A 5,644-nucleotide genomic window follows, 5' to 3' on the forward strand; every position below is an offset into this window, starting at 1 on the left:
GGGCTGCCCGCCCGACGTGGCGGTCCTGCCCGGCGCGGGCGCCGCGGGCGGGATCGGCGCCGCCCTGTTCGCCCTGGGGGCCCGGCGCGAATCCGGGGCGGCCCTGATCAGCCGCGCCGTCGGTCTCGACGCCGCGCTGGACGCCTGCGACCTCGTCATCACCGGCGAGGGCAGCTTCGATCGGCAGTCGCTACGCGGCAAACTCGTGTCCAATGTGGCAGAAGCCGCCCGGTCCCGCGGAGTGCCGTGCGTGGTCGTGGCCGGGCGCGTCGACGCCGACGCGCGGGAGATGGCGCGCGCGGGTATCACCAGCGCCCTGTCCCTCACCGAACACTTCGGTTCCACCGACAAGGCCATGACCCAGGCCGCACGCGGACTGAGCGAACTCGGCGCCGACCTCGCCCGACGCCGCGCCCCGCGCGACGGGAGCGGCTAGCGGCGGTCTCGACACGTGGCCCGGCCGCTCTCAGCGCGGCGGACCAGCGACTCGTTCCTGACGGGCCTGACGGGCCTGGCGGCCGCGCCTCCACGCCGGGGTGTCGCCGGCAGAGGCGTTCGACGCGATCATCTCGATCCCGAGGGTGACACGGGAATCGTCGGTCGCGTTCTGACCCGCCGTTTCGCGGGGTCCCGGGGCAACCGTGTCGAGGTCCCGCGAAACATCCACCCGCGTCGCGGCCCTGTGCGATCGTCGTAGGGTCGTGGCAACAATCCTCACAGGCGTGGAATGTCGCCGGACGTGATCACGTTCGCTACGGTGGAAACTGACAGACGTCTCTTAAGGGAGTAACACCGTGACCGACACGCAGACCGAGACCACCAATCCGACCGGTGTCTCGTTGACCGATGAGGCCGCCGCGAAGGTGAAGGCGCTGCTGGAGCAGGAAGGCAACGCCGACCTGAAGCTGCGGGTGGCGGTGCAACCGGGCGGGTGTTCGGGGCTTCGTTACCAGCTGTACTTCGACGACCGCTCCCTGGACGGTGACCAGGTGAAGGAGTACGACGGCTTCGGCGTCGTCGTCGACCGGATGAGCGTCCCGTACCTCACCGGCGCCAGCATCGACTTCGCCGACCGCATCGACGCCCAGGGCTTCACCATCGACAACCCGAACGCCACGGGATCGTGCGCCTGCGGCGACTCGTTCCACTAAAGGCCGCCCACAGCAGTCTTTAAATCGTGACGGGGTGCCCGACGCCTGGTGTGCCGCCGCGCGTCGAGGCATTATCCTCGATTAAGCCCGGTCGTTTCCCGGCCGGGCTGTTTTTGTTGCCTCTCGCTAGGACCCTTCGCGATGAAGATCGCCGTGACCGGCTCGATCGCCACCGACCACCTCATGCACTTCCCGGGCAAGTTCGCCCACCAGTTCATCGAAGACAAGATCGACAAGGTCTCCCTGTCGTTCCTCGTGGACGACCTGGTGCTGCGGCGCGGCGGGATCGCCTCGAACATCTGCTTCGGCATGGCGCAGCTCGGCCTGTCACCGATGCTGGTGGGCGCCGTCGGCAAGGACTTCTTCGACGACTACGCGGGCTGGCTGTCCGGCCACGGCGTCGACGTCGAGTCGGTGTACGTCTCCGACACCGCGCACACCGCGCGGTTCGTGTGCACCACCGACGAGGACATGTGCCAGATCGGCTCCTTCTACGCCGGGGCCATGGCCGAATCGTCCAAGATCGACCTCGCCCCGGTCCACGAGCGCTCCGGCGGCCTCGACCTGGTTCTGGTGAGCGCCAACGACCCCGCCGCCATGGTGCGGCACTCCGCGCAGTGCCGCGAGCTCGGCATCCCGTTCGCCGCCGACCCCTCCCAGCAACTGGCCCGTTTGGACGGTGACGGGGCCCGCGAGCTCATCGAGGGCGCGAAGTTCCTGCTCACCAACGAATACGAGAAGGAACTGCTGGAGAACAAGACCGGCCTCACCCACGAGCAGATCCTCGACAAGGTCCAGGTCCGCGTCACCACGCTGGGCAAGGACGGCGTGGAGATCGTCGGCCGCGGCCTCGACCGCATCCACGTGCCCGTCGCCCGCGAGATCAACGCCTACGACCCCACGGGCGTCGGCGACGGCTTCCGCGCGGGATTCTTCGCGGCGCTGTCGTGGGGCCTGACCGCCCGCCGCGCCGCCGAGGTCGGCAGCCTGCTGGCCACCCTGGTGTTGGAAACCGTTGGCACCCAGGAATACCTGGTCGACCCGACGGTCTTCATCCAGCGGCTCGGCGAGTCCTACGGGCCCGCCTGCGCCGCCGAGGTGTCCCCGCACGTGCTGAAGAGCGTGTAGCGCCCCGTCGCGCGACCGTCGGCCCACCGCATCGAGGTACAGCGTGCGCTACCTCGATGCGGTAGCTGACGGCAATGTGTCCACGCGCTGTCCGTGGTGTCGTGAATAGGTCGTGAATCCTCACGACCCTATTCAATGGACACTCCGTTAAGGACTTCGAAGTGACAACGCAAGCCTCGCGCGACACCGCGTCCCCTCCGACCGCCCCGATCCGCCGATCCGCCGTGGCGCGACTGATCCAGCGCCGACCGATGGCGAGCTTCTTCGTCATCGCCTACCTGGGCAGCTGGGTGCTGTGGCTGCCGTACATCCTCGGCCCGGACGGGCTCGGCCTCGAACCGGGCATCGAGCTGCCCAAGCTGCTGGGCAGCACCGAGCTGGCCGGCGTGCTCCCCGGCGCCTACGCCGGCCCGCTGGGGGCGGCGTTCCTGGTGACCCTGGTGGCCGGCGGCGGGCCCGCGCTGCTGCGGTGGCGCCACCGGCTGAACCGCTGGCGCGTCGGCGTGAAGTGGTACCTGCTCGCGCTGGTGGGCACCCCGGCCCTGCTGATGCTGGGAACGCTGCCGCTGCCCGGCGTCCTCGACGACGTGCGGGCGCCGGGCGCCGCGGTGGTGGCCACGTACGTCGCGATGCTGCCGCTCCAGATCGTCACCAGTGGACTCGCCGAGGAACCGGGGTGGCGGGACTTCGCGCTGCCGATCCTGCAATACCGCTACGGCCCGCTGCGCGGCACCGGCATGCTCGGCGTGCTGTGGGCGATCTGGCACTTCCCGCTCTTCGCCACCCGGTGGTCCTATATGGGTGACCGGGTGGGCAGGCCCGAGTGGTACGGCACGATCGCCGTGTTCACCGTCATGTGCGTCATGATCAGCTTCTTCATCACCTGGGTGTTCAACCGCACCAACGAAAGCCTGCCGCTGGCGATGATGCTGCACGCCAGCGTCAACAACACCGCCAGCGTCCTGTTGTTCGCGATCTTCCCGGCGCTGCCGATGGACCTGGGCCTGCTGCCGGCGCTGATCGCGTTCACCGCGGTGGGGCTGGCGGTCCTCGTCGCCACCCGCGGCGGGCTGGGCTACCGGCGCCCCGAGGTCGGCCCCGAACTGTCGGTGCGCCTGCTGCCCGGCGGCTGACGACCCGGCTCACGGCCCGTTGTACGGCGGCGGGTCGAAGGGCTCCATCCACTGCGGATTCTGGCCCTGGACCACGGCGTTGATCCGGTCCAGGGTCTCCGATCCCTTCTCCCAATATCCACTGTGGCCCGAGGTGCCGCCGGGGAGGACGCGCATGCCGTCCAGCTTCTCGGGGTCCTGGCCGTCCTCGGGGAACGGCGTGACGTTCACGATGTCGGTCAGTCCGCGCATGGTCCACGAGTGCCCGACCCCCTTGTAGTCGTTGACGCTGTTCACGCCGGGACCGGCGCCGACGCTGGCGACCTGCACGAAGTTGTCCAGGTTCATGTTGTATTTCGACGCCGCGTGCGCCGAGGTGACCCCGCCGAAGCTGTGCGCCACCAGGGTGCTGTTGAACCCGCCGAGGTGGGTGGCGCGCAGCCCGTTGGTAAACGACGCCAGGCGCTCGGCCGAGCCGTCGGTGTTGTATCGGGTGTCGCCGCCGGCGGCGTCCAGGGCGTTGCCCGGGGTGTCGTAGCCGAGCCACATGATGGAGGCGGTGTTGGCGTTGGGCCGCATGGCCTCGGCGCGGCTGATCAGGCTCGTGGAGTCGGAGTGGTCGAGGGAGTTGTCGAAGTCGTTGGACACCCCGGGCACCTGGGTGACGACGTTGGAGGCGGTGTCGGGGTCGCCCAGCGAGATGACGACCCGTCCGTCGCCCGCGGTGTCGAAACCCAGCAGGAACCGGTCGGGGCGGTTGATCTCCGCTTGCAACGCCTTGAGCCGCTTGTTCTCCTTGGCCAGCTGGTCCCCCCGGGACCGCAGGACCGGGTCGAAGGGGTTCTCGTACAGCTGCGGGACCACCTGATTGAGCTCCGCCTCGTTGGCGTCCAGTCGCGACGTCAACACCGCGCGGTTGGCCTCGTCGCGGGCCAGCGCGGGAATCCCGTCCACCTGGGCGATCCGCTCGGGATGGAGGCGCAGCAGCTCCTGGCGCTGCCGCGGTGACAGATTCGTCCACCAGTCGTGCACCTGGGCCGCCGAGTGCTCGGGGTCCTTCGGGTTGGCCGGGGGAGTCAACCGCGACACGTCCGGCGTCGGCGGGGCGCCCAGCGTGGAGGGGGTGCCGAAGTCGCTCAGCGCCGAGGAGGTTTCCCTGTCGGCCGTGGTGGCGTCCTTGACGCCCTCGGCCATCAACTCGTTGGCCCGCTTGGCGAGCCGGAGGTTCTTCTGGTGGTTCGTCCTGGCCTGGGCGCTGGCCTTGGCCAACGGACCCCACAGGTCCTCCCGCCACCGATAGTCGACGCGCCCCTTGGCGGTGTCGAAGTCCGCGCCCGGCAGGGACTTCGCGATGTCGGCGCCGCGCATCGCCTTGGCCTTGGCCGGTCCCAGCGCGTCGGCCAGCCGGGTCGCGGCCTTGGCGGCGCCCTGGAGCTTGTCGCGCACCTCGTCCAGGTTCTCGACGTGGCCGCGCAGGGTCCGCACCGCCGTGTCGGCGTCGGCGCCGTTCCAGGAGCCCGGCAGCCGCGACCGGTGCCCGTCCACTTGGCCCCCATGGGAATCGGCCGATCGCGACATGCCGGTCAGCGACCGGGCCCGGTCGTGAATGCCCGCGATGTTGAGCGTGCGCAACTGTCCGAAGTCCATGGTCACCTGTCCCTGGTCGTGGTCCGGGTAACCCACTGACGGGTGCGGGGTGCCGAAAGGTTGGCAGGAACGCTAAATCGGTCCCAGATCCGCGACGCCCGCCTCGGATCGCAGGCGCCGCAACACCCGCGGCAGCTCGGCCAGGAACCGGTCGACGTCGGCGGCGGTGGTCTCGCGGGAAAGCGACACCCGAATGTTGCCGTAGGACAACACGCCCATGGCCTCCAGCACATGGGACGGACGCAGGGTCGAGGCCGTGCACGCCGACCCCGCCGACACCGCGAAGCCCCGCTCGTTCAATGCCTGCAGCAGCGGTTCGCCGTCCTCGAACGGATTGGAGAAGGTGACGATGTGCGGCAGCCGCCGGTCGGCGTCGCCCACGACGTCCACATAGGGGATCTCGGCGAGCTCGGCGCGGACGCGCGCCGTCAGCGCCCGCAATCGGGCGTCCTCGGCGTCCATCTCGGAGGCCACCGCCCGCAGCGAGGCGGCGGCGGCCACGATGGCGGGAAGGTTGCGGGCGCCCGGCGAGCCCGCCTCGGCGACGTCGTCGGGCCACGGCGAACGCCAACGGGTTCCCTCCCGCACCACCAGGACGCCGACCCC

At 70.0% G+C, this 5,644-nt stretch carries 6 protein-coding genes; 4 read left to right on the forward strand and 2 right to left on the reverse strand.

Annotated elements, in window-relative coordinates:
• From VE172_RS20670 to VE172_RS20685, 4 genes are all read left to right on the forward strand, one after another.
• On the forward strand, positions 1-436 hold a 436-nt coding region (locus VE172_RS20670), incomplete at its 5' end, for a glycerate kinase (protein ID WP_324803883.1).
• 358 nt (positions 437-794) lie between these two features.
• Positions 795-1,151: an iron-sulfur cluster insertion protein ErpA gene (gene erpA, locus VE172_RS20675; protein WP_324803884.1), complete on the forward strand. Its 357-nt coding sequence runs from the start codon at positions 795-797 to the stop codon at positions 1,149-1,151.
• 141 nt (positions 1,152-1,292) lie between these two features.
• Positions 1,293-2,279: a carbohydrate kinase family protein gene (locus VE172_RS20680; RefSeq protein ID WP_324803885.1), complete on the forward strand. Its 987-nt coding sequence runs from the start codon at positions 1,293-1,295 to the stop codon at positions 2,277-2,279.
• Positions 2,280-2,440: 161 nt separating this feature from the next.
• Complete coding sequence (locus tag VE172_RS20685; protein ID WP_324803886.1) at positions 2,441-3,412, forward strand: CPBP family intramembrane glutamic endopeptidase; 972 nt, start codon at positions 2,441-2,443, stop codon at positions 3,410-3,412.
• Positions 3,413-3,421: 9 nt separating this feature from the next.
• Here the strand turns inward: VE172_RS20685 and VE172_RS20690 are convergent, their stop codons facing one another.
• Positions 3,422-5,074 carry an alpha/beta hydrolase gene (locus tag VE172_RS20690; RefSeq protein WP_324803887.1) on the reverse strand — a complete coding sequence of 551 codons (1,653 nt, stop codon included), beginning with the start codon at positions 5,072-5,074 and terminating at the stop codon, positions 3,422-3,424.
• Between the two features lie 36 nt (positions 5,075-5,110).
• The coding region (locus tag VE172_RS20695; RefSeq protein ID WP_324803888.1) for an aminotransferase class V-fold PLP-dependent enzyme at positions 5,111-5,644 on the reverse strand (534 nt) is incomplete at its 5' end.

The organism is Stackebrandtia sp. (assembly GCF_035643755.1).
Lineage (GTDB): Bacteria > Actinomycetota > Actinomycetes > Mycobacteriales > Micromonosporaceae > Stackebrandtia.